This is a genomic window from Mesorhizobium ciceri biovar biserrulae (assembly GCF_001618845.1).
Classification (GTDB): domain Bacteria; phylum Pseudomonadota; class Alphaproteobacteria; order Rhizobiales; family Rhizobiaceae; genus Mesorhizobium; species Mesorhizobium ciceri.
Genome location: NZ_CP015064.1, coordinates 3135769 through 3161246, shown reverse-complemented (window position 1 = coordinate 3161246; position 25478 = coordinate 3135769). Strand labels below are relative to the sequence as shown.

The 25478-nt window shown below is 61.6% G+C and carries 24 protein-coding genes and 1 pseudogene; 18 read left to right on the top strand and 7 right to left on the bottom strand.

What is annotated here, in order from left to right; genetic code table 11:
• Positions 1–159: 159 nt before the first annotated feature.
• Positions 160–1584, top strand: a complete 1425-nt coding sequence (locus A4R29_RS14675; RefSeq protein ID WP_024505079.1) for a DEAD/DEAH box helicase — start codon at positions 160–162, stop codon at positions 1582–1584.
• Positions 1585–1687: 103 nt separating this feature from the next.
• On the opposite strand, the gene A4R29_RS14670 is transcribed toward A4R29_RS14675, so the two are convergent.
• Positions 1688–2662 (bottom strand): alpha/beta hydrolase, encoded by a 975-nt coding sequence (locus A4R29_RS14670; RefSeq protein WP_013531457.1) that lies wholly within the window; start codon positions 2660–2662, stop codon positions 1688–1690.
• A 79-nt stretch (positions 2663–2741) separates the two neighbouring features.
• Positions 2742–3563 (bottom strand): SDR family oxidoreductase, encoded by an 822-nt coding sequence (locus A4R29_RS14665; protein WP_063172197.1) that lies wholly within the window; start codon positions 3561–3563, stop codon positions 2742–2744.
• A 227-nt stretch (positions 3564–3790) separates the two neighbouring features.
• Here A4R29_RS14665 and A4R29_RS14660 point away from each other — a divergent pair, with 227 nt between their 5' ends.
• The 6 genes from A4R29_RS14660 (at position 3791) to A4R29_RS14635 (ending at position 8338) form a co-directional block, all read left to right on the top strand.
• Positions 3791–4825, top strand: coding sequence for a cysteine synthase A (locus A4R29_RS14660; RefSeq protein ID WP_013531459.1), 1035 nt, complete (start codon positions 3791–3793; stop codon positions 4823–4825).
• The gene (locus A4R29_RS14655; protein ID WP_027163370.1) at positions 4825–5568 is read left to right on the top strand and encodes an alanyl-tRNA editing protein; all 744 of its coding nucleotides are present in this window, start codon (positions 4825–4827) and stop codon (positions 5566–5568) included. The genes A4R29_RS14660 and A4R29_RS14655 overlap by 1 nt, the downstream gene beginning before the upstream one ends.
• Before the next feature lie 38 nt (positions 5569–5606).
• Positions 5607–6461, top strand: a complete 855-nt coding sequence (gene sseA / locus A4R29_RS14650; RefSeq protein ID WP_063172196.1) for a 3-mercaptopyruvate sulfurtransferase — start codon at positions 5607–5609, stop codon at positions 6459–6461.
• A gap of 19 nt (positions 6462–6480) precedes the next feature.
• Positions 6481–7044, top strand: coding sequence for a GNAT family N-acetyltransferase (locus A4R29_RS14645; RefSeq protein WP_013531462.1), 564 nt, complete (start codon positions 6481–6483; stop codon positions 7042–7044).
• Between the two features lie 111 nt (positions 7045–7155).
• Positions 7156–7713, top strand: a complete 558-nt coding sequence (locus A4R29_RS14640) for an OmpA family protein (protein WP_013531463.1) — start codon at positions 7156–7158, stop codon at positions 7711–7713.
• Positions 7714–7870: 157 nt separating this feature from the next.
• Positions 7871–8338, top strand: coding sequence for a DUF1203 domain-containing protein (locus A4R29_RS14635; RefSeq protein WP_063172195.1), 468 nt, complete (start codon positions 7871–7873; stop codon positions 8336–8338).
• A 234-nt stretch (positions 8339–8572) separates the two neighbouring features.
• On the opposite strand, the gene A4R29_RS14630 is transcribed toward A4R29_RS14635, so the two are convergent.
• The gene (locus A4R29_RS14630) at positions 8573–9880 is read right to left on the bottom strand and encodes an outer membrane protein (RefSeq protein WP_063168057.1); all 1308 of its coding nucleotides are present in this window, start codon (positions 9878–9880) and stop codon (positions 8573–8575) included.
• Positions 9881–10085: 205 nt separating this feature from the next.
• Complete coding sequence (gene ald / locus A4R29_RS14625; protein WP_063172194.1) at positions 10086–11201, bottom strand: alanine dehydrogenase; 1116 nt, start codon at positions 11199–11201, stop codon at positions 10086–10088.
• Positions 11202–11357: 156 nt separating this feature from the next.
• Here ald and A4R29_RS14620 point away from each other — a divergent pair, with 156 nt between their 5' ends.
• Positions 11358–11831: an Lrp/AsnC family transcriptional regulator gene (locus A4R29_RS14620; RefSeq protein ID WP_013531467.1), complete on the top strand. Its 474-nt coding sequence runs from the start codon at positions 11358–11360 to the stop codon at positions 11829–11831.
• Here A4R29_RS14620 and A4R29_RS14615 read toward each other — a convergent pair.
• Positions 11828–12478: a 5-formyltetrahydrofolate cyclo-ligase gene (locus tag A4R29_RS14615; RefSeq protein ID WP_013531468.1), complete on the bottom strand. Its 651-nt coding sequence runs from the start codon at positions 12476–12478 to the stop codon at positions 11828–11830. The genes A4R29_RS14620 and A4R29_RS14615 overlap by 4 nt on opposite strands.
• Positions 12479–12641: 163 nt before the next feature.
• On the opposite strand from A4R29_RS14615, the gene A4R29_RS14610 reads away from it, so the two are divergent.
• Positions 12642–13907 (top strand): NAD(P)/FAD-dependent oxidoreductase, encoded by a 1266-nt coding sequence (locus tag A4R29_RS14610; protein WP_063172193.1) that lies wholly within the window; start codon positions 12642–12644, stop codon positions 13905–13907.
• 149 nt (positions 13908–14056) lie between these two features.
• Positions 14057–16036: a bifunctional 2',3'-cyclic-nucleotide 2'-phosphodiesterase/3'-nucleotidase gene (locus tag A4R29_RS14605; protein WP_063172192.1), complete on the top strand. Its 1980-nt coding sequence runs from the start codon at positions 14057–14059 to the stop codon at positions 16034–16036.
• 31 nt (positions 16037–16067) lie between these two features.
• On the opposite strand, the pseudogene A4R29_RS14600 reads toward A4R29_RS14605, so the two are convergent.
• Positions 16068–17137: pseudogene (locus A4R29_RS14600) on the bottom strand (glycerophosphodiester phosphodiesterase family protein).
• A 137-nt stretch (positions 17138–17274) separates the two neighbouring features.
• The gene (locus tag A4R29_RS14595) at positions 17275–18531 is read right to left on the bottom strand and encodes an SAM-dependent methyltransferase (protein ID WP_063168054.1); all 1257 of its coding nucleotides are present in this window, start codon (positions 18529–18531) and stop codon (positions 17275–17277) included.
• Between the two features lie 572 nt (positions 18532–19103).
• On the opposite strand from A4R29_RS14595, the gene A4R29_RS14590 reads away from it, so the two are divergent.
• The 8 genes from A4R29_RS14590 (at position 19104) to pdhA (ending at position 25476) form a co-directional block, all read left to right on the top strand.
• Positions 19104–19394 carry a Dabb family protein gene (locus tag A4R29_RS14590; RefSeq protein ID WP_027163379.1) on the top strand — a complete coding sequence of 97 codons (291 nt, stop codon included), beginning with the start codon at positions 19104–19106 and terminating at the stop codon, positions 19392–19394.
• Between the two features lie 118 nt (positions 19395–19512).
• Positions 19513–20400, top strand: a complete 888-nt coding sequence (locus tag A4R29_RS14585) for a VOC family protein (RefSeq protein ID WP_027163380.1) — start codon at positions 19513–19515, stop codon at positions 20398–20400.
• Positions 20397–21242 carry a 3-deoxy-8-phosphooctulonate synthase gene (kdsA, locus tag A4R29_RS14580; protein ID WP_013531475.1) on the top strand — a complete coding sequence of 282 codons (846 nt, stop codon included), beginning with the start codon at positions 20397–20399 and terminating at the stop codon, positions 21240–21242. The genes A4R29_RS14585 and kdsA overlap by 4 nt, the downstream gene beginning before the upstream one ends.
• Positions 21243–21337: 95 nt before the next feature.
• Positions 21338–21541 (top strand): dodecin family protein, encoded by a 204-nt coding sequence (locus A4R29_RS14575; RefSeq protein ID WP_013531476.1) that lies wholly within the window; start codon positions 21338–21340, stop codon positions 21539–21541.
• An 86-nt stretch (positions 21542–21627) separates the two neighbouring features.
• Positions 21628–21993, top strand: coding sequence for a PRC-barrel domain-containing protein (locus A4R29_RS14570; RefSeq protein WP_024505095.1), 366 nt, complete (start codon positions 21628–21630; stop codon positions 21991–21993).
• Positions 21994–22369: 376 nt separating this feature from the next.
• Positions 22370–23644 carry a phosphopyruvate hydratase gene (eno, locus tag A4R29_RS14565; protein ID WP_013531479.1) on the top strand — a complete coding sequence of 425 codons (1275 nt, stop codon included), beginning with the start codon at positions 22370–22372 and terminating at the stop codon, positions 23642–23644.
• Positions 23645–23920: 276 nt separating this feature from the next.
• Positions 23921–24244 (top strand): FtsB family cell division protein, encoded by a 324-nt coding sequence (locus A4R29_RS14560; RefSeq protein WP_013531480.1) that lies wholly within the window; start codon positions 23921–23923, stop codon positions 24242–24244.
• A gap of 194 nt (positions 24245–24438) precedes the next feature.
• Positions 24439–25476 carry a pyruvate dehydrogenase (acetyl-transferring) E1 component subunit alpha gene (gene pdhA, locus A4R29_RS14555; RefSeq protein WP_013531481.1) on the top strand — a complete coding sequence of 346 codons (1038 nt, stop codon included), beginning with the start codon at positions 24439–24441 and terminating at the stop codon, positions 25474–25476.
• Positions 25477–25478 lie beyond the last annotated feature (2 nt).

Below are 25478 nucleotides of genomic sequence, written 5' to 3'. Positions count from 1 at the left end.
GAAAAAGCCCCGTGGCATGATGCCTGCGGGCACGACAGCGCAGCCGAGTGGACGAACCCGTCCGCCCGCCTTGTCGTTTCATGAAAATTTGTTCGACGGCAGGTTGCGCCCTGCCGCCATCGATGTTTGCGGCCAGAAGCCGCGTGAAAGAAGATTATTTTGACCAACGAAAACACTTTGCCCGGTAGCAACACTGCGGAACTCACCGGTTTCGCGGCACTGGGTATTACGGGCGCGCTGCTCAAGGCCACCCACAACGCCGGCTTCACCGAGCCGAAGCCTATCCAGGCGCAGGCGATCCCGCCGCAGATGGAAGGCCGTGACATTTTCGGCATCGCCCAGACCGGCTCCGGCAAGACCGCGGCCTTCGCTCTGCCGATCCTGTCGAAGATCATCGCACTCGGCACCAAGCGCCGGCCGAAGACGGCGCGTGCGCTTATCCTGGCGCCGACGCGCGAACTCGCCGTGCAGATCGAGGACACGATCAAGATCCTCGCCAAGGGCGCGCATGTCTCGACCGCGCTCGTGCTTGGCGGCGTCTCGCGCTTCAGCCAGGTGAAGAAGGTTGCGCCCGGCGTCGATATCCTGATCGCAACGCCCGGCCGGTTGACCGACCTGGTGCGTGAGGGCGACCTCATGCTTGCCGACACCAAATGGCTGGTGCTCGACGAGGGCGACCGCATGCTCGACATGGGCTTCATCAACGACGTCAAGCGCATCGCCAAGGCGACCGCGCCCGATCGTCAGACGGTGCTGTTCTCGGCGACCATGCCCAATGAAATCGCCGAACTGGCCAAGGGCCTGCTGAAGAACCCGATCCGCGTCGAAGTCGCGCCGCAAAGCACGGCAGCGGCCGAGATCGTGCAAGGCGTCGTCTTTGCCCGCACCAAGCAGAAGCGCCAGGTGCTGTCGACGATGCTCGCCGATGAGGCGATGAAGTCCGTCATCATCTTCTCGCGCACCAAGCATGGTGCCGACAGGGTGACCAAGGACCTCGAGCGCGATGGCTTCAAGGCCGCCGTCATTCACGGCAACAAGTCGCAGAACGCCCGCCAGAAAGCGCTGAACGATTTCCGCGACGGCTCGGTGCGCATTCTGGTGGCGACCGACATCGCGGCGCGTGGCATCGACGTGCCCGGCATCAGCCATGTCGTGAATTTCGATCTGCCTGATGAAGCCGAGAGCTACGTCCACCGCATCGGCCGTACCGGCCGCAACGGCATGGACGGCATCGCGATCACGCTTTGCGATCCTTCCGAGAACAGCAAGCTGCGCCAGGTCGAGCGCATCATCCGCACCAAGCTGCCGATCGTTGCCGACCATCTCGGCAGCCCCGATCCGCTGCGCAATCCGGCTGAAAAGAACGAGCGTTTCGAGCCGGCCAATGACCGCAACGACCGCAATGGCCGTCGCGACGGCAGGCGGCCCGGTGGCGAGAACAAAGGCAACGGCTTTGGCAAGAAGCGCTTCGGCGACAAGCCGGCCTTCGCCGGCGAGCGCAAGCCCGATGGCGCCAAGCCGGCCTTCAAGGGCAACAACAAGCGCCGCTTCGGCGGTAAGCGTCCGGCTGCGCGGGCCGCGTAAGCCAGACCGCGCTGCAGTCAGTCAAGCTTCGGCTGGCTGATTGCCGAGACGAAACAAGAAAAGGGCGGCCGAAGCGATGCTTCGGTCGCCCTTTTTCGTCGGCCTACTTCACCACCGCTTCGATCCAGACGGCGATCCTTTGCGCCAGAAACGCCGTGGTCGATGGCGACAGCGCGTCGCCGGCAATGACGTGATTGTCCGGGTCGCCAGTGTCGTCGACCGGAACCAGTTCATGCGGCGCGCCCCAGCGCCCGGCAATCTCGCGGCTGCGGTCGGCCCGCACCACTTTGTCCGAATCAGAAAAGATGAACAAAGCAGGGACGGTCGCCTTCTCCACCGGCGCGCCATAGGCAAGCTCGGTCAGCGCCTGCATCGGCAAGGTTGCTTCGATCGGATAGCGGGTGGTCCAGAATTTTTCATTCAGCGCGTTGCGCGGCACGAAGCTATGTTCCTTGCCGGCGACCAGCCTGGCGATTTGTTTGCCCCACGGCATGGTCAGGATCCCGGCGCCCGAAGCCTTGACGCCGAAGTTCGGGGAGATGAACGCAATCGCCGCCACCCCGTCCGACGCACCGGGCTGCGTTGCCGCCCAGACCGCCAGCGAGCCGCCGGTCGAAGTCGAGATGACGATCACCTTGTCGCCGATCGCCCGGCCGATGGCGAGCGCCTCCTCATAGTCGTTGATCCAGGCATTGATGCTGCCTTGCGTCATCGCCGCGCCATCCTGCCCATGACCGGTAAGCCGTGTGTAGAAGAGATTGGCGTCAAGCTGTTCCGCCACTTCGTCAGGCAGCGGGCGGACCTCGCCCTTCGATGCGGAAAAGCCGTGGATGTAGACGATCGATAGCGGGGTCCTGGCATGCACCAACGGATCGGCCCAGACGATCTCCTTCTCCAGCCCGTCTCGGATTCCGGGGATGGCGGCTTCCGCCTTTGCCACATAGGCCTGCGGATCGTCGCCGATGAGCGAGGGATCGAAACGGATCGTGGTGTCGACGCGAACGCGCGGGCCGAACACGAAGGCCAGTGCGAGAACGGCAATAAGGCCCAGCACAGCAAGCACGATCCGTCGCCCCATCGCAGACTCCACGCGGCACTTGTCTCAACCATGGCGACGGCGGCCCGAAAACGGGGAGCCTGCCAATTTCGCAGGCGTCCTATTCGATCGGCGGCTTGCGGTCGTAATGCAGAGGCCGCGCCTTCCAATTGGTCATCAGGCTGATAAACCCTCTGCACAGCGGCCTCGGCAGCAGGGCGAGCAGTTTCAGCGGCCAGCTTGTCCGGCGCGGGAAATGGACTTCGAAACCGCCCGACTTGATGCCCCGCGCCATGCGGCGCGACGCACGGCTGACCGGCATCAGTCCCGGCATCGGCAGCATGTTCTTCTCGGTCAGCGGGGTGTCGATGAAGCCTGGGTTGAACACCTGGATACGCACGTTCATCTTGTCGAAATCATACTTCAGCGACTCGGCCAGGATGTTGATGGCCGCCTTGGTGCCGCCATAGGCGGCCGTTGTCGGCCAGCCGAAATAGGATGTCACGGAGCCGACCAGCACGACATGGCCGCGCGCCCGCACACGCATGCGTTCGACCGCGGGCACGAGACCGTTGATGATGCCGAAATAATTGACCTCGAAGGACCGGCGAAAGTCGTTGACGACAAGATTCTCCCCCGGCGTCGAAATGTAATTCCCTGCATTGAAGATGGCGAGCACGATGGGACCGAGCTCCTTCTCGATGGCAGCGACGGTCCTTGCCATGCGCGGCTCGTCGGTGACGTCGCAGGGAAAGGCCGTGACGCTGCCCGGCATCTGCGCGGTCTCGACGACAAGCGTGTCGATCGGATCGTCGTCGAGCGCCGTCACCGCGACGGCATAGCCCTGGGAAGCAAGGTCCCTGGCCAGCGCACGGCCGATGCCGCTCGATCCGCCCGTGATCCAGGCGACGCCGTGCTTCGGGTTGGCCCGGTAGAGTGTCATGCTGCGCCCTGTCGACTTGTTGGTGCTTTGCTCTAGCGATGAAGAAATCGAATGAAAAGCTGCTTTTCAACGTCAGCCGGAAAATGAGCTGTGGCGCAAGAGGTCGGTTTCGGGAAGCGCTGACGCAACTACAGTACCGCAAATGCGACTGGACCAGACAAATTCTTGCCTTGAAACTGCAGCTTCGGGTTTCTAGGGTTTCGGCGCACCTACACAAGGAATCCTGAATGCCCCGTTCTGTGATCGACGCGATCGGCAAAACGCCTTTGATCCGCCTCAACAAAGCTTCGGAACAAACCGGTTGCGAGATCCTGGGCAAGGCCGAATTCATGAATCCGGGCCAGTCGGTCAAGGATCGCGCCGGCCTGTTCATCATCCGCGATGCCGAGCAGCGTGGGCTGCTGAGACCCGGCGGTGTCGTCGTCGAGGGAACGGCGGGCAACACCGGCATCGGGCTGACGCTGGTCGCCAAGGCGCTCGGCTATCGCACCGTCATCGTCATTCCCGACACACAGAGCCAGGAGAAGAAGGACACGATCAAGCTGCTCGGTGCCGAACTGATCGAAGTGCCTGCCGTGCCCTATAAGAACCCTAACAATTATGTGAAACTGTCGGGGCGGCTGGCCGAGCAACTGGCGCGGACCGAGCCGAACGGCGCCATCTGGGCCAACCAGTTCGACAATGTTGCCAACCGTGACGGCCATATCCGCACCACAGCGGAGGAAATCTGGAGCCAGACCGGGGGCAAGGTCGATGGCTTTGTCTCGGCGGTCGGTTCCGGCGGCACGCTGGCCGGCGTCGCCTTTGGGCTGAAGGCGAAAAGCAAGGATGTGAAGATCGCGCTGGCCGACCCTCTGGGGGCCGCGCTCTACTCCTTCTACACCAGCGGCGAGCTGAAGTCCGAAGGCAGCTCGATCACCGAAGGCATCGGGCAGGGGCGCATCACCGCCAATCTCGAAGGGTTCACGCCGGACTTTTCCTTCCAGATCCCCGATGAGGATGCGCTGCCGATCGTCTTCGACCTGATCCAAGAAGAGGGGCTTTGCGTCGGTGGCTCGACCGGTATCAACATTGCCGGCGCGATCCGCCTGGCCAGGGAATTGGGTCCCGGCCACACCATCGTGACCATTCTTTGTGACTACGGCACGCGCTATCAGTCAAAACTGTTCAACCCGGAATTCCTGCGCGAGAAGCAACTGCCGGTGCCAGGCTGGATGGAGCTGAAGAGCACAATTTCGGTGCCGTTCGAAAAGGTCGCGTGATGGCAAACAGGACGGATGCCCTGTTTCGCGACGACGCCTATCTGCGCACGGCGGATGCGAAGATCGTTGCCGTCAACGACCGCGGCGGCATCATCCTCGACCGGACGATCTTCTACGCCACTTCGGGCGGCCAACCGGGCGATACCGGTTATCTCGAACGCGCGGACGGCAGCCGCATCGCCATTGCCGCTACCCTCACCGGCGAGACCAAGGACGAGATCATCCATGTGCCGGCGCCGGAGCAAGCAGTGCCACAGGTCGGCGAGACGGTGAGGCTGGCCATCGACTGGGAACGCCGGCATCTCCTGATGCGCATGCATGCGGCTTGCCATTTGCTCACCGTCGTCTGTCCGTTTCCAATCACCGGTGCCGCCGTTTCCGAGGACGACAGCCGTGTCGACTTCGACGCTCCGGATGCCGGCTTCACCAAGGAGGACATCACCGCCGGGCTGATGGAGCTGGTGCGGGCCGATCATCCGATCTTTGTCAGGCTGATCAGTGACGAGGAACTGGCCGCCAATCCCGGCCTGGTGAAATCCAAGAACGTTCGGCCGCCGGCCGGCACCGGCAAGATCCGCCTGGTCTGTATCGGTGACAACGCCTCGGTGGACAGCCAGCCCTGCGGCGGCACCCATGTGAAGAGCACTGGCGAAGTCGGCGAAATCCACATCGGCAAGATCGAGAAGAAGGGCCGTGAAAACCGGCGCTTCCGCATCCGCTTTGGGCCGATGCCGGCAAACTGAACAGACAGTGATCGCCAAAAGGCGAGCAGGAGCACAAAATGGCCGAGGACAGCCCCTTCACCGTCGACGCAGACTGGCTGCAGCAACGTCTCGGCGAGCCGGGCCTGACGATCATCGACGCATCCTGGTATCTCCCGGCGCAGAAGCGCGATGCGCGCGGCGAGTACGATTCGGCCCACATCCCGGGCGCACGATTTCTGGATCAGGATGCCGTTTCGGATCCGGATTCGCCCTTGCCGCATACGCTGCCGTCACCGCAGCATTTTGCCCAGTATGTTGGCGCCATGGGCGTTTCGGCCGATGACACCATCGTCGTCTACGATGGTCCGGCTTTCTTCTCGGCGCCCCGGGCGTGGTGGATGTTCAGGGTAATGGGCGTCTTCCAGACCTATATTCTGGATGGCGGCTTCGATGGCTGGAAAGCCGCCGGCAGACCGGTGACGGCTGAGCCGACGAAGATCGCGCCAAGCGTGTTTCATGCCGATTTCGACTCCGGGCGCGTCGCCAGCCTCGCCGACATGCGCCGGATCGTCGACACCAGGGCAAGCCAGATCGCCGACGCCCGGGGACCGGGCCGCTTCACCGGCACTGAACCTGAGCCGCGCGCGGGTATCCGCTCCGGCCATATGCCTGGCGCGCGCAATCTGCCCTATTCGGCGCTGTCGGAAAATGGCGAGCTGCTGTCGAAGGACCGCCTGCGCAAGGCGATCGAGGAGGCCGGCATCGATCTGTCGAAACCTGTCGTCACCTCATGCGGCTCCGGCATTACCGCAGCGGTGGTGACGCTGGCGCTGGAAACGCTTGGCCATACCAACAACAGGCTTTACGACGGCTCATGGACGGAGTGGGGCGGGCTTTCCGACACGCCTGTCGTGACCGGCCCCGTTTTGTGATCGGCAAGGAATGAAGACGATGGAAAACGGCGCGCTGGAAGATATTGACGTCACGGTGACGTTTCTCGAGATGCATGTGCCGCCGGCCTATTCGCCGCCGGTGCCCTACAACCGCCAGATCGCGCTGCTGAAGACCAAGGACATTCCGCTGCATTTCTACCGCTATCTGATGGACCGGGTGGGGCGCAAATGGCACTGGGTCAATGTGCTGAGGCTGGATGACGACGAGCTTGCCGCCGGCATTCATCGCGAGGATCGCGACATCAGGGTCCTTTATCTCGACGGCGCACCCGCCGGCTTCTTCGATCTCAAGCCGCATCTGCCGGAAGAAGTCGAGCTCGCCTATTTCGGCATGATGGAACATGCGACGGGACAAGGCATCGGCCGCTGGTTCCTGGGTTCCGCGATCGCAGCCGCCTGGTCGCATGGTCCGAAGCGCGTGACGGTGCAGACCTGCACGCTCGATCATCCGGCGGCTCTGCCGCTTTACCAGAAGCTCGGCTTTGCACCGGTGGCGCAAAAGAAGGAAATCGTGCATCCGCTGCCTTTCGCCGAGCGCGCGGCCAGCGTCATGCGGCCCTAGCCGGAAGCTGACACCAGCTCGAATCTGAACCTGTCGTTCATCAGCCCTTCAGGCTGCTTTTGGCATGTTGCTCGCACCATCAATGCGGCAAAGGCCGAAGGAGACGAAGACATGCTGACCCGCCGTACACTTGCCGCCGCGCTGATCGCGGCGATTGCCATGCCAAGCCTGGCCGCAGCCCAGGCGACAACGCCTTCGGCCGCGACGATCGAGCGGAAGCTCGAGGCGGCACCGCGTGTGAAATTGCGGCCGAACGAGCGCGTCACCATCCGGGAATTCAAGCGGCGCCCGGATTTGCGCCGCATGGCCCGCTCGATCGATATCCAGTCGATCAACTTCGCCTTCGGTTCGGCGGCTATTGCCAACTCGCAATACGACAAGATCGAGACTATTGCCGACGCGCTGCGGCGAATCCTGCGCCGCGATCCCGGCGCCCGCGTGCTGATCGAGGGCCATACCGACGCCGTCGGCTCCTTCCAGTCGAACCAGGCCCTGTCCGAACAACGCGCCGCTTCGCTCAAGCGCACATTGGTGCGCGAATTTAGGGTGCCCGGCCATGCACTGGAAACCGTTGGTTACGGTGAGGAGTTTTTGCTGGTGCAGACGCAGAACGAAAACTGGCAGAATCGCCGGGTGACGCTGCGCCGCTTCGACGATTTCATCCGTTGAGTCGCAGCTCCGAATTTTAATTAGCCGGCGCCTTTGACAGGAACCTGATGAGAGCCGATCGCCGAGGGCGATCGGCTTTTCGACATTTGGCAGGAATCGGGTGGGCGGCGAGGGATTCTAGGACATAATTTCCAATCACGACACCGGAGATTTTTCCATGACCATCCAGTTCAAAGCTTTGCCGACCGAAGATGTCAGGACGTTGCAGCGCGGTGGCGCCGATGCTTATGGCCAAACGCCCGAGCGAAAGATCTCCGACGGTGACGGCATGCCTTGCCGGCATTGTTTGAAGAACATAGGAGCCGGCGATGCCTATCTTGTTCTGGCATACAGGCCATTCCCGGAGCTTCAGCCTTATGCCGAAACCGGGCCGATCTTCCTGCATGCCGAGGCATGCGACCGCGCTGCCGAGAGCGAGGCGCTGCCCGAGATTCTCGAAAGCCCCGACTACATCGTGCGCGGCTATGGCAGGGATGATCGTATCGTCTATGGCAGCGGCGGCGTGATCTCGACCGGAGACATCACCGGGCGGGCCAAGACCTTGTTGGAAAGCGACGAGATCGCCTACGTCCATGTGCGCTCGGCGCGCAACAATTGCTACCAGTGCCGCATCGAGCGCGCTTGAGGCTGAGATTAGCCGCTGGAAACAACTGTCGTACTCCCGTCGCATAGTCGCGATAGAAAGCCATTGTCGATCGATTTGCCGACCGCGGATGAACCGGCGGCAAATCTCGACATCGAGGAAGCGGGGCTTTGGCTCCGCTTTTTTGTTGCCTGCGTTTGGAGCAGACGTATTCCACGCAAGAAAAAAGCCCGCCGGCATGGCCGACGGGCTGCAACTGTTTGGCTGGAGGGCCTTTTAGTTGAACTTGTACTTCGCGCCGAGGCGCACGGTGTGGAAAGAGGAAGTCGAGGTAAGGGTGTCGTCAGGTGCGCCGAATTCCGAAGAAAAGTCCTTCTTGGCGAACTGCGAATAGCGATATTCGAGGCCAACGGTGACGTTGCTGGACAGAGCCGTTTCCAGTCCGCCACCGACCGAGAAGCCGCTGGAGCCCCAGTCGAGGATGTCGCCGATCGGGTCGGAAGCGTTCAGGTCGAAATGCTGCCAGCTATAGCCGGCAAGCGCATAGGCAAGGGTCGATTCGTTCATCTTCATGCCAACGCGGCCCAACACATCGAACCCATAGTCGGTATCGACGTTGATCGATCCGCCGCCGAGATCCAGCTTGGAAGTCATGCCGGAGTAGCGTGCATCGACCATGACGCCTGCGACCCAGCTGCCGAAGTCATGATCGTAGCCGACGTTCAGTTCACCAAAGGCACCTTCGCCACCGAGACCATTGAATTCCAGGTCGCCGAGCGGCGGAACGTTGATCTGGTGCACGGACGCACCGGCACCACCAGCGCCGCCGATATAGAAGCCGGTCCAGTTGTAGGCTGGCGTCTCGAAGGCAGCACCGCCGCCGTTCTGGGCACCGAAACGGTAATTGGCTGCGATCTGGAAAGTATGGCGCGAGGTGTCAAGATTGAGGAGACCGTCCGGAACCCCGACGATGCCAGCCTCGGAAAGAAGATCGTCCTTGGTCCCGAAGCCCGTATAGCGATACTCAGTCTTGATCGTCCAATTGCTGTTGATGGCCGTTTCGATGCCACCTCCTACAAAATACCCGCTCTGATCCCAATCAAAGTCGAAGCCAGCGTTCGTATCGAGCTTGTACTTCTGCCAGGAATAGCCACCCAGCACGTATCCCAGAGTGTTTGGCGTCAAGAGGTAGCCGAGACGCAGGCCAGCGTCGAAACCGTAGGTTTCCTTGATCGAAGCGTCGAATCCCGTAATGTCCAGCGTGGTCCCGATGTTGCCGACGTGAGCGTCCAGCAGACCTCCGATGAGGAACCGCGGCGCGACCATATAGTCATAGCCAACCGTCAGCTCACCGTAGACGCCTTCGCCACCAATGCCGTTCAGCGAGACTGGAATAAAATCGCTGCTGAGCTTGTGTACGTTGGCACCGGCGCCGACGCCAAAACCAACGTATAGACCGCTCCAGTTAAAGCCGGCAGCTTCTTCTACCGGCTGCACGACGTCTGCTGCGTGAGCAGCAGATATCAAAGCCACAGCAGAAACAGCACCAAGAAGAAAAGATTTCGCGGATGTGCGAATGAACATATGCCCGTACCCCATGAGTAAACCCAGAATGTCTCTAGCAGGGAACCGGCCGGCACGGGAATGACAAATATGCAACAATGATGAGCAAAGTGCCGTTGCGTCACATCTTTCCACGCCATGCTTTGCCTGAAAAACAGGCTCGCAAGAAAAAACCCGCCGGCATGGAACCGGCGGGCTGGATTGAAAGGAGCTGTTTTCGCGAAAATCAGGCGGCGAGTACCGCTTTCGGCTCGACCAGTTCGTAGCCGAGCGCCTCGGCAACTGCGCGGTTGGTGATCTTGCCCTTGTGGACATTGAGGCCGTTGCGCAGGTGATGATCGTCGACCAGCGCCTTCAGGCCCTTGTCGGCGAGCTGCAGGCCGTAGTGAAGCGTCGCGTTGTTGAGCGCGTGGGCCGACGTGACGGGCACGGCACCCGGCATGTTGGCGACGCAATAGTGGATGACGCCGTCGACCTCATAGGTCGGGTCGGCATGGGTGGTGGCGTGCGAGGTCTCGAAGCAGCCGCCCTGGTCGATGGCGACATCGACCAGCACCGAGCCTTTCTTCATGCCCGACAGCATTTCGCGCGAAACCAGTTTTGGCGCCGCGGCACCCGGGATCAGCACCGCGCCGACGACGATGTCGGCTGAAAAACACTCTTCTTCCAGCGCCTCGACAGTCGAGTAACGGGTGTGGACGCGGCCGGCGAAGAGATCGTCGAGCTGGCGCAATCTCGGGATCGAGCGGTCGATGATGGTGACGTCGGCGCCAAGGCCGGCCGCCATCCTGGCCGCGTGCAGGCCGACGACGCCACCGCCGAGCACGGTGACCTTGCCGGGCAGCACGCCGGGCACGCCGCCCAGCAGCACGCCGCGGCCGCCATTGGCCTTCTGCAGCGCCGTGGCGCCGGCCTGGATCGACAGGCGTCCGGCAACTTCCGACATCGGCGCCAGCAGCGGCAGGCCGCCACGGTCGTCGGTCACGGTCTCGTAGGCGATTGCCGTCACGCCGGACGCAAGCAGGCCCTTGGTCTGCTCCGGATCCGGAGCAAGGTGGAGGTAGGTATACAGGATCTGGCCTTCGCGAAGCTGCGCCCATTCGCTGGGCTGCGGCTCCTTGACCTTGACGATCATGTCCGACCTGGCGAACACCTCGGCGGCCGTCTTGGCAATCGTGGCGCCGGCGGCGCGATAGGCGTTGTCATCGGCGCCGATGCCGGCACCGGCCCCGGTCTCGACCAGCACTTCGTGGCCATGGGCGACATATTCGCGGACCGAGCCGGGGGTGAGGCCGACGCGGTATTCGTGGTTCTTGATTTCCTTGGGGCAGCCGACGCGCATTTTCTTCTCCTGATCCGGCCCTTTTGGGCTCGTTCCCTGTATGGCTGGAGTGAACCACGAATCGTTGCGCAGGTGTTTGCGAATGCGCTTGCGCCCACCGGCCGGTTTCGATAATCGTTGCGCGAAACAGCAAGATATTCGCAGGATTCACGAATAATGCCGCTCGACAGGATCGATATCGCCATTCTCGAGGCTTTGCAGAAGGATGGCAGGATACCCAATGCGGCGCTGGCCGAGAAGGTCGGCCTGTCGCAGTCGGCCTGTTCGCGCCGGCTCGACAATCTGGAGAAATCCGGAACCATTCGCGGCTACCACGCCCGGCTTTCCAATGCGGCACTTGGCCACCAGATGACGGCGATCGTGCACATATCGCTGTCGGGGCAGTTCGAGAAGACGCTGTCGGATTTCGAGGCGGCGATCAAGCGCTGCCCGAACGTGCTGTCCTGTCACCTGATGTCGGGCGAATACGACTACATCCTGCGGATCGCGGCGAAGGATCTCGTCGACTATGAGCGCATCCACAAGGAATGGCTGTCGGCGATGCCGCATGTGACCAAGATCAATTCGTCCTTTGCGCTACGCGAAATCGTCGACAGGACCGCCATGGGCATGAAGCCGGAAATGGCCTAGGCCTCCGTTACCACCCGATCCATCGGAATGTCGTGCGGCTGCGGGTAGATGGTCGCGATGCGCTGCAGCTCGTAGCCGACGCCGATGACCAGTGGCTTGAACGGCATCGCTGCCAGCGTACGGTCGAAGAAACCGCCGCCATAACCCAGGCGGTAGTTCAGGGGATCGATGCCGACGATCGGCGAGATAACGATGTCCGGCAGCACCGGATCGCCCTCGGCCGGGATCGGGATGTTCCAGACACCTTTCTCCAGCCGGTCGCCTGCTTTGTAGGCGCGGAAGATCAGCGGCTGCCCCTTCTCGATGACGATGGGCAGGGCGGTGCGGCCGCCGCGTTCGTTTATGGACGCCATCCAAGGCCGCAAATCCGGCTCGCCGCGAAACGGCCAGTAGAGACTGACCATGCGGCCGGCGATCTCGCCGATTACCGCGTCGAGGCCATCGGCGATGCGTTGCGACATTACCGTTCGCGCGTCGGCCGAAACAGCAAGACGCGCGGCGATCAGGCGTTCGCGCTCAGCCTTGCGCCAGCGTCTCACATCGGTCCAGTCGCTCGAAGGCGCACGGAATTCCGGATCGAGTTCGTGCATGAAACAGGGCGGCGAAGAATACTGCGCCGGAGCATCGTCGTCACGATCGTTGGCCATGCCTCACCTCATCGCGTGTTCGATGACGCTATACCTCGCGATACGATACAACATGTGCATTCACGACATGCAACGACGAGTCTCGGGCACTGGCCATCTGTTGTTGCATTGCACAAAAATACCTACATGCAGGACAGGCAATCTTGCTATCAAGGTGAACGAAATGAACGAAGCCAGGCATCATGTCGTCGTTGTCGGCGCGGGTTTCGGCGGGCTCGAGTTCACCCGTGCGCTTGCCGGCGCTCCCGTGCGCATCACTATGATCGACAAGCGCAACCATCACCTCTTCCAGCCGCTGCTCTACCAGGTGGCGACGACGGCGCTGGCCACCTCCGAGGTTGCCTGGCCGATCCGCCACCTCCTGCGCAACCGCAAGGATGTGACGACGCTGCTCGCCAATGTCACCGGTGTCGATCGCGCCGGCAAGCGCGTGCTGCTCGATGACGGCAGCGCGGTCGCCTACGACACGCTGCTGCTCGCCACCGGTGCCCGCCACGCCTATTTCGGCCATGACGAATGGGAGCCGTTCGCGCCTGGCCTGAAGACGCTGGAGGACGCCACCACCATTCGGCGGCGAATTCTCCTGGCCTTCGAACAGGCCGAGCGGGAGGCTGATCCCGCCAAGCGCCAGGCGCTGCTGACCATTGCGATCGTCGGTGGCGGGCCGACCGGCGTCGAGCTTGCCGGCACCATCGTCGAGCTGGCGCATGACACGCTGCGCGGCGAGTTCCGCAACATCGACACGCGGCAGACGCGCGTGGTGCTGATCGAGGCCGGCGACCGCATTCTGGCCAATTTCGCGCCGAAACTTTCCGACTATGCCAGCAAAGCGCTCGAGCGGCTCGGCGTGACGGTTGAGCTCGGCCGGGCCGTCACGCTCTGCGACGCCGAAGGTGTCGTGTTTGGCGATAAGCAACTGGCCGCCCGAACGATCCTGTGGGCAGCCGGCGTTGCCGCTTCGCCAGCCGCTGAATGGCTGGGAGCGAAGGCGGACCGCGCGGGCAGGGTGCTGGTCGAGCCCGATCTAAGTGTGCCTGGCAGCCCGGAGATCTTCGTCATCGGCGACGCCGCTCATGTGCTGCGGCCAGACGGGCGGCCGGTTCCCGGCGTGGCGCCTTCCGCCAAGCAGGAGGGCCGACATGTTGCGGCTACCATCAAGGCCAGGCTCGGCGGCGACACGACCGCGCGTCCTTTCCACTACAGGCATGCCGGCGATCTGGCGACGATCGGCAAACGCGCCGCCGCCATCGATTTCGGCTGGATCAAGCTCACCGGCTGGCTCGCCTGGTGGCTGTGGGGAGTGGCCCACATCTATTTCCTGATCGGCTTTCGCAACCGGCTTGCTGTTTCGCTGAGCTGGCTATGGATCTACGCGACGGGGCAACGCAGCGCGCGGCTGATCACCCAGGGCGACGACGACAAGGGCTGATTTCTTCACCGGCACCGTTCATCCGCACGTCATCTGTTGCTGGTCGACTGACCTTCCGATGCACGCAATTTCTTGAATGGACTTGAGCCGATTTCGGCGCGAAGTTCGCTTCGGGGCAGGGCGTGTCACGTTGTCGATGAGGAGAAAACATGTCGCAACTGCTCCATCCCGTCTCCCGCCGCGATTTCCTCGCTGGCACCGCAGCTACAGGGGCGCTGATCGTGCTTCATCCCTTCTCCGCTCGCGCACAGGCCAACCAGGCGCATCTCCGGATCATGGAGACCACCGACATCCATGTGAACGTGCTGCCTTACGATTATTACGCCGACAAAGCGAACGACACGCTGGGCTTGTCGCGCACGGCCTCCCTGATCGACGCCGTGCGCAAGGAAGCCGTGAATTCGATGCTGATCGACAATGGCGACCTGCTGCAGGGCAACCCGATGGGCGACTACATCGCCTATGAAAAAGGTCTGAAGGACGGCGACCTGCATCCGATCATGAAGGGTATGAACCTGCTCGGCTACGAGTGCTCGACGCTGGGCAACCACGAGTTCAACTATGGCCTGTCGTTCCTGGACAAGGTGCTGGCCGGCGCCAATTTTCCCTTCGTCTGCGCCAATCTGATCCGCGGCACCGAGCTTGCCGCGAACCCGCGCGACGACAAGCTCTATCTCAAGCCCTATGTCATCCTCGACAAGAAGATCAAGGACGGTTCGGGCGCCGAGCAGCCGATCAGGATCGGCATCATCGGCTTCGTGCCGCCGCAGATCATGGTCTGGGATCTCAAGAACCTCGAAGGCAACGTCAAGACGCGCGACATCGTCGAGGCGGCCAAGGCCTGGGTGCCGCAGATGAAGGAGGCGGGCGCCGACATCGTCATTGCGCTGTCGCATTCCGGCATCGACGTGAAGCACGGCGACATGATGGAGAACGCTTCGTTCTTCGTCGCCGGCGTCGACGGCATCGACGCGGTGTTCACCGGGCACCAGCATCTGGTGTTCCCCGGCAAGAAGGATTTCCAGTCGCTCGATGGTGTCGACACGCAAAAAGGCACGCTGCAGGGCAAACCCGCCGTCATGGGCGGCTTCTGGGGCTCGCATATGGGGCTGATCGACCTGATGCTGGAACGCGACGGGTCGAAATGGAAGGTCGTTTCCGCCACCTCCGAGGCGCGGCCGATCTTCGAACGCGTCGACAATAAGAACAAACCGACTGTCCCGGACGACAAGCGCATCATCGCGGCCCTTGAGCAGGACCACCAGGCAACACTGGCCTATGTGCGCCGCCCCGTTGGCAAGACCTCCGCGCCGCTCTATTCCTATTTCGCGCTGGTCGCCGACGATCCGTCGGTGCAGGTCGTCAGCCAGGCGCAGACCTGGTACCTCAGGGATATTCTGAAGAACACGCAATGGAAGGATGTGCCGCTGCTGTCGGCGGCCGCTCCGTTCAAGGCCGGCGGGCGCAACGGCGCCGACTACTATACCGACGTGCCCGCCGGCGATATCGCCATCAAGAACGTCGCCGACCTCTATCTCTATCCCAACACCGTGCGTGCGGTCGAAATCACCGGTGCGCAGGTCAAGGAATGGCTGGAAATGTCGGCCGGGATCTTCAACCGGATCGAGCCAGGGAAGGCCGACCAGGCCCTCATCAACACTGACTTCCCATCCTACAATTTCGACGTCATCGACGGCGTCACCTATAAAATAGACCTGTCGCAGCCGCCGAAATACGATGCCAAGGGCGGGCTGGCTAACGCCGGCGTCAATCGCATCGTCGACCTGAGTTTCGATGGAAAACCAATTGACCCCAAACAGAAATTCGTCGTCGCGACCAACAACTACCGGGCCGGTGGCGGCGGCAATTTCCCCGACATCAATGCCTCGAAGATCATCTATGAAGCGCCGGACACCAATCGCGACGTCATCGTCCGCTACATCGTCAGCGAAGGTACAATCAACCCGTCCGCGGACGACAACTGGTCGTTCGCGCCGCTGCCTGGAACCAGCGCCGTGTTCGAAACCGGCGCAAAGGCGAAGGATTTTATTGCGCAGGTGAAATCGCTGAAGATCGAGCCGGCAGGCGAGGGCGAGGCAGGTTTCGCGAGATACCGCATCCTGCTTTGAAGGGTGGTTTGGGTCGGCTCGAGTCCCGGCCTTATGGCGTGGATTGAGCCGGCTGGGTGAAACGTTCCTTGATGTCAGGCATGACGAGATCCAGCGCATCGGTGGAAATGCCGCCGGAATAACCGTTCGGCAGCCGCTTGATCAGTTCGGGATCGTCCAGCCCTTGCGAAAAGTCGCCGCCGGTGTACGGGCCGAGCAGATAGACGCGGCTGTCGACGCCTTGCATGCGATCGAGAAACCGGTTCGGCCAACCCCACATCCATTTCGCGATGTTGACGGGAATGAGCAAGGTACCTTTTCGGCAGGCATCTGGAACATAGCCGCTCCAGCCAAGCGCGGCATAGCGCAGAATGCATTGCGTCAGCGACGCGCGGCTCAGCGTATGCATGTCCGGCAGTGCTGCCTTGACTGCGGCAATCGGCTTGTCGCCGCCATAGACCGAGAGATAGAAGCGCTCGGTCGGCGATAGCATGGCAAGCCGTGCGGCCAGCTTTTCGCCTTCGCCCGGATCGTTGCTCTTGACGTTGATGTTGAAGCGGCGGGCCGGGAAGTGCGCCAGAACCTCATCCAGCGACGGCATCATGCCGATACCCTTGCCGCGAAACGGAAAGGTCTTGCCGCCATCCGCCGTATAGCCATAGCCGACATCGAGGGTCTTCAACTCGGCCATGGAATGGTTGCGTGTTTCTCCCTTGCCTTCCGTGCGGCAATCCAGCGTCCAGTCGTGGAAGACGGCGAAATTGCCGTCTGTCGTCGGGTGAACATCCAGTTCGAGCGCGTCAGCGTCCAGTCGTGGAAGACGGCGAAATTGCCGTCTGTCGTCGGGTGAACATCCAGTTCGAGCGCGTCAGCGTCCAGCGCGAAGGCTGCTTCCATCGAGGGGATCGTGTTTTCGAGGTAGGCATGGCGCGGCGGCAACATGCGACTGGCCGTGCACGTCTCACCCGTCATGCCTTCCCGTGCGTAGTCCTGGGCAAGGCCGCGATGGGCAAGCACTTCCGGCTTGCCGGCGGGGCGGCTCGACAACAGCGAGGTGTTGTTGAGCCAGATGCCCGCCGCGGCGACAACGATGATGCCGAAGAAGATCGTCCGTTTGCGCATCAAGTGATTTCCGATTCGTCCGTCCTGCGCGGCATCCTGCTTTGCGATCGGACTTTTTGACGGCGACCGGGCGGCGACATCGAGATCATCCTCGATATCGCCTGGTCGGCGGCAATGAAATCGAAGAACGTGTCGACTTACGCCTTGTAGACCACCTGGCGCACGTCGATGTAGCTGGCGCGGAATCCGGCCTCGCAATAGTGCAGGTAGAACTCCCAGAGCTTCTTGAAGCGGTCGTCGAAGCCGAGCGGGACGATCTTCTCCCATGACGCCCAGAACCGGTGGCGCCATTCGGCAAGCGTGCGCGCATAGTCATCCGGAAACACGCGCTCGCGCAGATGGGCAAGGCCATGATCCTTGCCCAGTGTCTTCAGGATCGACGGTGTCGGCAGCATGCCACCCGGGAAAACATAGCGCTGGATGAAATCCGGCCTTGCGCGATACGTGTCGTAGGCGGCTTCGTTGATGGTGATGATCTGCAGGCCGGCGGTGCCGCCGGGTCTCAGGCAAGCCTTCATCTTGCCGAAAAACACCGGCCAGTATTTCTCGCCGACCGCCTCGAACATCTCGATCGAGGCGATGCGGTCATAGGTGCCGGTTTCGTCGCGATAGTCCTGCAGCTTGATGTCGACCTTTTCGGCAAGGCCAGCCTTGGCGATGCGAGCCGTTGCAAAATCGTGCTGCTCGCGGCTGATCGTCAACCCGGTGACGCGGCAGCCGATCTCGCGCGCGGCGAATTCGGCGAAGCCGCCCCAGCCGCAGCCGATTTCCAGCACATGGTCCTTCGGGCCGATCCCTGTGTCTTTCGCCAGCGCGCGATATTTGGCGGCCTGGGCGCTTTCCAGGTCGTTGGCGCCGGTCGTGTAGAGCGCCGAGGAATAGGTCATGCTCGGATCGAGCCATTGCTTGTAAAAGGCGTTGCCGAGGTCGTAATGCGCCGAGATATTGCGCTTCGAACCGGTGCGGGTGTTCTGGTTGAACCAGTGGCGGATGCGCTGGACGGTGTTGATCAGCCAACTGGTGCCGCCCGCGATACGCTCGCCAATGACCGAATTGACCACGAACAGCTCCAGGAAGCTGGTCACATCAGGGCTTTCCCAATCGCCGTCCATGTAGGATTCGGCTACGCCGATCGTGCCGCCGGAAAAGGCGCGGCCGGGCAAGCGCCAATTCTTCAGCACCAGTTCGGCATCTGGGCCAGGTCCCTTGCCGCCGACGAGGACGGCGCGGCCGTCCGGCAGCCTCACCTTGAGCGAACCGCGCGGCAGGTTCATCGCCGCCGACAGCACCATGCGCGCTTTCGCCGGCAGACCTTTGACGATCTCGGCGAAATTGAACTCATCGAGCCTGACCGCGTCGCTCAATGCTGCGCCAAAAAGTTCCTTTTGTGCCATCTCGTGCCCCCTGGATTTCCGCGGTGTCGGGGCAGATTGCCGAGCCACGGTTCTCTTGGATCATTCGCCAGCTTCGAACGCCGTTGCCGGTCCCGGGCGCTGACCGGCTCAGTGACGGGCGGGCTCGAATGAAACACGCGCTCTTTTACCAGAGCTTTAGCGCTTCCCAGTGAATCCCTGCGGCGATCTTCCACGTCATGCGGCGAAACTTCAAGAGGCAGGCCGCAAGCGGGGCTGTGCCACGCGGAATGCTTGCGCCAGCGAGAATCCGCTTTTTTGCACAGCAAAGGCCGAGCGCGCAAAAAACGCCTATGGTCGCAGAATTGCTCGTGCGATAGATCTAGCCATGCGTTATGTAATCGTCATTGCCGCCATCGCGTTTTTCCTGATCTGGGATGGCATGTACAATCAGGGCCGCTATCTCGACACAACAGTGAGAGAGCTTAGCCATGTTGTGCGATATGTTACCGGCAGAGCTTAACTCCAGTGGCGGCAGCCGCGACATCCTAGTCGATTGACGCCAACGTCCTGCCGTCACAAAAGACCCCAGCATTTTGATCGAGGAGGCGGGGTTGATCCGGCATATCGTTTTCTTCAGCGCGCGGCGAAAAGAGGATGTCGAGGCTGTGCGCACCGGCTTGCTGGCGCTCGGCAACATTCCTCATTCCAGCCTGTTCGAGGTCACGCTCAACACCAAGGTGGATCCGCTGTCGGACGAGGTCGACGTGGTCGTCTATGCGGAGTTCGCCGATGACGCCGCGCTGGCCGCCTACAAGGCGCACCCGCTCTATGCGCAGACCACCAGCAAGGTCAAACCGATGCGCGAACTGCGCTATTCCGCCGATGTCATTGCCGGAAGCTGATCGAGGCTTTGTCCCAACTGGTGCCTTTTTCGACGTCCGGTGAACTGGCGGGGGCGAAATGGCCGGGATTGCGATCAAGTCTTGAACCGATTTGCGGAATGATGCACATCGCGGCTGCATGACCCGAACCATCACTGGCACTCATCCGCTCGATCACCTGGTGCTGCCAACGCAGAGCCTTGAGGTGGCGCGAGCCCGGCTCGCCGCGCTTGGCTTCGTCGTGGCCCCGACCGGCATCCATCCCTTCGGAACGGAAAACTGCTGTGTTTTCCTGGCCGACGGCACGTATCTCGAACCGCTGGCGGTCGGCGACGAGCAGGTGGCGGCAAAGGCTATCGCGGACGGCAATGTCTTCGTCACGCGTGATCGCGCCTATCGCGACAGCAACGGCGACGAGGGGTTTTCCGCCATTGTTCTAGGTACGGGCAATGCCGATGCCGACCATGCACGCTATGTCGATGCCGGCATCTCGGCGGGAGACATGCTGGGTTTTTCGCGCGCTTTCACCGACCCAGCCGGCAAGAGCGACATCGCATCGTTCAAGCTCGCTTTCGCGGCCGGAGCCGAAGCCACGGACGCCTTCCTGTTTGCCTGCGAGCGGGTCAACGCGCCTGATGTCGACCGCGCGGCTTTGCAGGCCCACGCCAACGGCGCGACCGGAATTGTCGAGATCTTGGCGGTCAGCGATGCGCCTGGAAAGCAGCATGAGTTGATTTCTGTCACGGTGGACAATCCGGCCGCCGAAAGGCAGGGCGGCATGTTTTCCCTGCCGAATGCAGATTTGAGCGTGCTTGACCGCGCGGCTTTCACCGCGCGCTTTGGCCTGCCGGCCGGCGCGCCGACAGATCTACGCTTCGCAGCGGTGGTCTTTTCGGTTCGGAACGCCAATGTGACATCGAGGCTGCTTGCGGCCAATTCCATCCAACACGATATAGCGGGCAATGATATTGTCGTGCAGCCTGCACCCGGACAGGGCGCGGCTTTCATCTTCCGGGAGACCAAATGAACAAGCCCGTCGCGCCCAATTCAGCGGTAATTGTCGGCAATGTCGTCTTCGACAACAAGGCGGCTCTGTCGCTGATCGCCGGCCCGTGCCAGTTCGAGTCGCGTCAGCACGCTTTCGACATGGCCGGCGCGCTGAAGGAACTGACCGGCAGGCTCGGAATAGGCCTCGTCTACAAGACCAGCTACGACAAGGCCAACCGCACCTCGCTGTCGGCGACGCGCGGCGCCGGCATGGACGCGGCACTTCCCGTCTTCGACGAACTGCGCAAGGAATTTTCGCTCCCGGTGCTGACCGATGTCCACACCGAGGAGCAGTGCGCCATCGTGGCGCCGCATGTCGATGTCCTGCAGATTCCGGCTTTCCTGTCGCGCCAGACCGACATGCTGGTCGCCGCGGCGAAAACCGGCAAGGTCATCAACGTGAAGAAGGGACAGTTCCTTGCCCCCTGGGACATGAAGAACGTCGTCGCCAAGATCACCGGATCCGGCAATGCCAATGTGCTGACCACCGAGCGCGGTGCTTCTTTCGGCTACAACACGCTGGTCTCCGACATGCGCGCTTTGCCTGTCATGGCAGAGATCGGCGCGCCGGTGATCTTCGATGCGACCCATTCGGTGCAGCAGCCGGGCGGGCAGGGCGGTTCCTCGGGCGGTGAACGTCGTTTTGTCGAGACGCTGGCGCGCGCGGCCGTCGCTGTCGGCGTTGCCGGCGTCTTCATCGAGACCCATCAGGATCCTGACAACTCGACCTCTTCCGACGGCCCCAACATGCTGCCGTTGAAGGACATGCCCGCTCTACTCGAGCGGCTGATGGCATTCGACCGCATCGCCAAGGGTCTCTAGGCCGGACATATCCTCTGTCGACCGCCGATGCTTGTGGACGGCGCAAGCCGCCTGTACGCTCTTCCGGCAAATGAGCGTTTTGGCAGGAGGAAGCCATGTCTGTCGCCCGCGTCACCGAAATCACATCGTCGTCGAAGAAGAGCTTTCAGGACGCCATCGAACAGGGAATTGCGCGCGCATCCAAAACGCTGAAGAACGTCGAGGGCGCCTGGATCCAGGACCAGAAGATCGTCGTCCAGGACGGCAAGATCGTTGCTTATCGCGTCAACATGAAGGTTACCTTCATCCTCGCGGAGTGATCGGTCGACGCCGAAAAAGTCGGGAACCTTCGCCCGCGCCCCTCATTGTCCAATTATGGTTCGAAACCACAATGAGGAGCACAATCATGGCAACCCAGACTGGCCACACCCAAGCCATCGCCGCTTCGCGGGTCATCGGCACATCGGTCTACAATACCGAAGGCACAAGCATCGGCAGTATAGAGGATGTGATGCTCGACAAGATGACGAACGGGATCATGTTCGCGGTCATCGGTTTTGGCGGCTTCCTTGGCATCGGCGAGAAATATCACGCCATTCCGTGGGCAAGCCTCGACTATGATGAGGACAAGGGCGGTTATGTCGTACCGTTTTCCAAGGAACAACTCATGGCGGCACCGGCCTATTCGATCAACGAACTGACCGGTGCCGATGGCGAGGCGGCGCGCGACGAATCCTACAATTATTACAAGGTCACGCCTTACTGGCATTAACAACAACGACAAAGCGGCCCCGTCGGGAGAGACGGGGCCGCTTTGGATTCCGGCTTATTCGCTGACGTGTAAGGGGGCCATCGCCTTCGGCGGCGACTGCTGATTGTCGCATGACGTCAGGAATGCCGCCGCGATTAGAAACAGACTCACGATACCGCTCAACTGAGACATGGCGAAACTCCTCCTGTTTCGCCCCGCGCGCTGCACCTTAACCGGAAGTCAGCCGACCGTACATGACTTATGATGACGGCGATTTGCGCTTCGTGAATCGTTCGGAGGCCGATGCCGCGGCAATAATTGCCAGCGGGCCGATTGCCTTTTGCAGCACTTTGGCTAAGACGTGCGGCATTCTTCAGATCAATCGAGGACATCGCAAATGACCGCCATCGTCGACATTGTCGGGCGTGAAATCCTGGACAGCCGTGGAAATCCGACCGTCGAGGTCGATGTCATTCTCGAAGACGGCTCGATGGGCCGCGCGGCGGTGCCGTCGGGTGCTTCGACCGGTGCCCACGAGGCCGTCGAACTGCGCGACGGCGGCGCCCGCTATCTCGGCAAAGGCGTGCTCAAAGCCGTCGAGGCGGTTAACGGCGAGCTGTTCGAGGCCATCGGCGGCATGGAAGCCGAAAACCAGATCCATATCGACCAGACCATGATCGAGCTCGACGGCACGCCCAACAAGAGCCGGCTTGGCGCCAACGCCATTCTCGGCGTTTCGCTGGCGGTGGCCAAGGCGGCCGCTGATGCCGCCGGCCTACCGCTCTACCGTTATGTCGGAGGCACCAAGGCGCATCTCCTGCCGGTGCCGATGATGAACATCATCAATGGCGGCGCGCATGCCGACAACCCGATCGATTTCCAGGAATTCATGATCCTGCCGATCGGCGCGCCGACGCTGCGCGAAGGTGTCCGCTGGGGTTCGGAAATCTTCCATACGCTGCGCAAGAAACTGAAGGATGCCGGCCACAACACCAATGTCGGCGACGAGGGCGGCTTTGCCCCGAACCTGAAAAGCGCTCCGGTGGCGCTCGATTTCATCATGGAATCGATCGAGCAGGCCGGCTTCAAGCCGGGCGACGAGATCGCGCTCGGCCTCGATTGCGCCGCGACCGAGTTCTTCAAGGACGGCAACTACGTCTATGAAGGCGAGAAAAAGACGCGCGATCCCAAGGCCCAGGCCAAATACCTGGCCAAGCTTGCCGCCGACTATCCGATCATCTCGATCGAGGACGGTCTTGCCGAGGACGATTGGGAAGGCTGGAAGTACCTGACCGACCTGATCGGCAAGAAGACGCAGCTGGTTGGCGACGATTTGTTCGTCACCAACACGGCGCGGCTGCGCGACGGCATCCGCATGGGGGTTGCCAACTCGATCCTGGTTAAGGTCAACCAGATCGGCTCGCTTACGGAAACGCTCGACGCCGTCGAGACCGCGCACAAGGCCGGCTACACCGCCGTGATGTCGCACCGCTCGGGCGAAACCGAGGATTCGACCATTGCCGATCTCGCCGTCGCCACCAATTGCGGACAGATCAAGACCGGCTCGCTGTCGCGCTCGGACCGCATGGCCAAGTACAATCAGCTGATCCGCATCGAGGAAGAGCTCGGCAAGCAGGCAAGCTACGCCGGCAAGTCGGTGGTCAAGGGCTGATCCGGAAACACCGGCTCATCGATACCGGACAAAAGGGCGGGAGCATTCCCGCCCTTTTTCGTTTCGGCGCCGCCAAACAGGTCACCCGTAACCGTCCGTTAAGCACAATCGGGCGAGAAAGATCGTGAGCCGCCTGAGTTCGCGGGCTGGAGCCGGATGATCTCAGGTCTGTTCGACCTGAAATCTGAATCCGACTCTAAATCAAAGAGATAGAGCATGATGTCGTCCGAAAACCGCTTCACACTTTTCGGCATCATGCTCTAGAGGAATCGGGCGATGTGGACGCGTCAGCACAAGCAGAGAAACACCGGCCGGCTGATCATTCCCTCGCTTTGCGTGGCGTTCCTGGCCTATTTCGGCTTTCATGCCTATCACGGCGAATTCGGTATCTACTCGAAATATCAGCTGGAAGCCCAGACGGTTGCGCTGCAGGGCCAGCTCGATGCGATCAAGGCGCGCCGCATGGAGCTCGAGCGCCGCGTTCGGCTGATGCATGAAGGCACGCTCGAGAAGGACATGCTCGATGAGCAGGCGCGCAAGGCGCTCAATCTGTCCCAAGCTGACGAAATCACCATTATGTTGCCGGCCTCGGCGAAATAACTGATTTCAAGTTAATCACCAATATTTTCAATGATTTTAATCGCTTAGGCGCATGCCAGCTATGCAAATTCGGCATGGCGCAACGCTTTGACGCGTGTTAGCCTCCCTAAAATCGGTGGGGAGGAGCTGATCTCCCCAGAGCAGATTTCATCCTGCTCTAATGTCCACGAAGAGACGCCAACAGGGAGTGATGCATGGCCACCGCCGCCAGAAAAGCGCCTGCCAAATCCAAATCCGACGGCAAATCGGGGCTTTCGGCCCCCAAACCTGTCGAATTCACCAAGGACGAAGAGCTTGCCGCTTACCGGCACATGCTGCTCATCCGTCGTTTCGAGGAAAAGGCCGGCCAGCTCTACGGCATGGGTTTCATCGGCGGCTTCTGCCACCTCTATATCGGCCAGGAAGCGGTCGTCACCGGCATGAAGATGGCGCTGATCGACGGCGATCAGATGATCACCGCCTATCGCGACCACGGCCACATGCTGGCGATGGAGCTGTCGCCGCGCGGCGTCATGGCCGAGCTGACCGGGCGTCGCGGCGGCCTGTCACGGGGCAAGGGTGGCTCCATGCACATGTTCTCCAAGGAAAAGCACTTTTATGGCGGCCACGGCATCGTCGGCGCGCAGGTGTCGCTCGGCACGGGCTTGGCCTTCGCCAACCGCTACCGCGACAACAACAATGTCTCGCTGACCTATTTCGGCGACGGTGCGGCCAACCAGGGCCAGGTCTATGAAAGCTTCAACATGGCCTCGCTGTGGAAGCTGCCGGTGATCTACATCATCGAGAACAACCGGTATGCCATGGGCACCTCGGTGTCGCGCTCTTCGGCGGAAACCAATTTTTCGCACCGTGGCGCTTCGTTCAAGATTCCCGGCATCCAGGTCGACGGCATGGACGTGCGCGCTGTCAAGGCCGCCGGCGACCAGGCGACCGAATGGTGCCGCGCCGGCAACGGACCGATCATTCTCGAAATGCAGACCTACCGCTATCGCGGTCACTCGATGTCCGATCCGGCGAAATACCGCTCAAAGGAAGAAGTGCAGAAGATGCGCTCCGACCATGACCCGATCGAACAGGTCAAGGCGCGGCTGATCGAGAAGAAGTGGGCAACCGAGGACGAGCTTAAGACCATCGACAAGGAGGTCCGCGACATCGTCGCTGACGCCGCCGAATTTGCCCAGAACGATGCAGAGCCGGATCCGTCCGAGCTCTGGACCGATATCGTATTGTAACG

Coding starts and splice junctions, on each gene's coding strand:
- A4R29_RS14670 (WP_013531457.1), bottom strand. CDS start 2,662: ATGGGGCGACGGATCGTGCTTGCTGTGCTGGGCCTTATTGCCGTTCTC.
- A4R29_RS14665 (WP_063172197.1), bottom strand. CDS start 3,563: ATGACACTCTACCGGGCCAACCCGAAGCACGGCGTCGCCTGGATCACG.
- A4R29_RS14660 (WP_013531459.1), top strand. CDS start 3,791: ATGCCCCGTTCTGTGATCGACGCGATCGGCAAAACGCCTTTGATCCGC.
- A4R29_RS14655 (WP_027163370.1), top strand. CDS start 4,825: ATGGCAAACAGGACGGATGCCCTGTTTCGCGACGACGCCTATCTGCGC.
- sseA (WP_063172196.1), top strand. CDS start 5,607: ATGGCCGAGGACAGCCCCTTCACCGTCGACGCAGACTGGCTGCAGCAA.
- A4R29_RS14645 (WP_013531462.1), top strand. CDS start 6,481: ATGGAAAACGGCGCGCTGGAAGATATTGACGTCACGGTGACGTTTCTC.
- A4R29_RS14640 (WP_013531463.1), top strand. CDS start 7,156: ATGCTGACCCGCCGTACACTTGCCGCCGCGCTGATCGCGGCGATTGCC.
- A4R29_RS14635 (WP_063172195.1), top strand. CDS start 7,871: ATGACCATCCAGTTCAAAGCTTTGCCGACCGAAGATGTCAGGACGTTG.
- A4R29_RS14630 (WP_063168057.1), bottom strand. CDS start 9,880: ATGTTCATTCGCACATCCGCGAAATCTTTTCTTCTTGGTGCTGTTTCT.
- ald (WP_063172194.1), bottom strand. CDS start 11,201: ATGCGCGTCGGCTGCCCCAAGGAAATCAAGAACCACGAATACCGCGTC.
- A4R29_RS14620 (WP_013531467.1), top strand. CDS start 11,358: ATGCCGCTCGACAGGATCGATATCGCCATTCTCGAGGCTTTGCAGAAG.
- A4R29_RS14615 (WP_013531468.1), bottom strand. CDS start 12,478: ATGGCCAACGATCGTGACGACGATGCTCCGGCGCAGTATTCTTCGCCG.
- A4R29_RS14610 (WP_063172193.1), top strand. CDS start 12,642: ATGAACGAAGCCAGGCATCATGTCGTCGTTGTCGGCGCGGGTTTCGGC.
- A4R29_RS14605 (WP_063172192.1), top strand. CDS start 14,057: ATGTCGCAACTGCTCCATCCCGTCTCCCGCCGCGATTTCCTCGCTGGC.
- A4R29_RS14595 (WP_063168054.1), bottom strand. CDS start 18,531: ATGGCACAAAAGGAACTTTTTGGCGCAGCATTGAGCGACGCGGTCAGG.
- A4R29_RS14585 (WP_027163380.1), top strand. CDS start 19,513: ATGACCCGAACCATCACTGGCACTCATCCGCTCGATCACCTGGTGCTG.
- kdsA (WP_013531475.1), top strand. CDS start 20,397: ATGAACAAGCCCGTCGCGCCCAATTCAGCGGTAATTGTCGGCAATGTC.
- A4R29_RS14575 (WP_013531476.1), top strand. CDS start 21,338: ATGTCTGTCGCCCGCGTCACCGAAATCACATCGTCGTCGAAGAAGAGC.
- A4R29_RS14570 (WP_024505095.1), top strand. CDS start 21,628: ATGGCAACCCAGACTGGCCACACCCAAGCCATCGCCGCTTCGCGGGTC.
- eno (WP_013531479.1), top strand. CDS start 22,370: ATGACCGCCATCGTCGACATTGTCGGGCGTGAAATCCTGGACAGCCGT.
- A4R29_RS14560 (WP_013531480.1), top strand. CDS start 23,921: ATGTGGACGCGTCAGCACAAGCAGAGAAACACCGGCCGGCTGATCATT.
- pdhA (WP_013531481.1), top strand. CDS start 24,439: ATGGCCACCGCCGCCAGAAAAGCGCCTGCCAAATCCAAATCCGACGGC.